This is a genomic window from Delftia sp. SD018 (assembly GCF_017355445.1).
Taxonomy (GTDB): domain Bacteria; phylum Pseudomonadota; class Gammaproteobacteria; order Burkholderiales; family Burkholderiaceae_C; genus Comamonas; species Comamonas acidovorans.
Genome location: NZ_JADDRN010000073.1, coordinates 1 through 586 on the forward strand (window position 1 = coordinate 1; position 586 = coordinate 586).

Consider the following 586-nt stretch of genomic DNA (forward strand, 5'->3'; position numbering starts at 1 on the left):
CGGGGTGATGGCCGTGCAGTCTTCGGGAATGCCGTTGGGCGGCACCTGCACCTCGGGTCGAGCATCGGCCTGTTCGCCACCGAGGGCCTGCGCAAAGTCGGTCAGCCTGGGCTGAAGGAACAGGCTGCGCACCTGGGCCGCCAGCCCCCTGGCGCGCATGCGTTCGAGCAGCTTCAGGGCCAGCAACGAATGACCACCCAGCTCGAAGAAGCTGTCATGGCGTCCCACGCGCTCCACGCCCAGCACCTCGGCCCAGATGCGCGCCAGCGCCTCTTCCAGTTCGCCCTGCGGCGCCTCGTATTGCTGGGTACTTGCCATTTCCGGTTCAGGCAGCGCCTTGCGGTCCACCTTGCCATTGGCCGTCAACGGCAGGGCATCGAGCACCACGATGGCCGAAGGCACCATGTAATCAGGCAGCCCCTGACCCAGCCGCTCCTTGAGCAGCCCGTCTTCGACTTCCTCGTTCAGCGAGACATAGGCCACCAGGCGCGCCCCGCCCGGCCCCTGGCTGGCCAGCACGACGGCCTCACGCACCTCCGGCTGCGCCAGCAGCTGGGCCTGCACTTCGCCCAGCTCGATGCGGAAA

General features: G+C 67.9%; 1 protein-coding gene. It reads right to left on the minus strand.

Annotated features, from left to right (window positions below; translation table 11 throughout):
• A partial coding sequence (locus INR38_RS28585; protein WP_242699238.1) for a phosphopantetheine-binding protein occupies positions 1–586 on the minus strand: 586 nt, incomplete at both ends.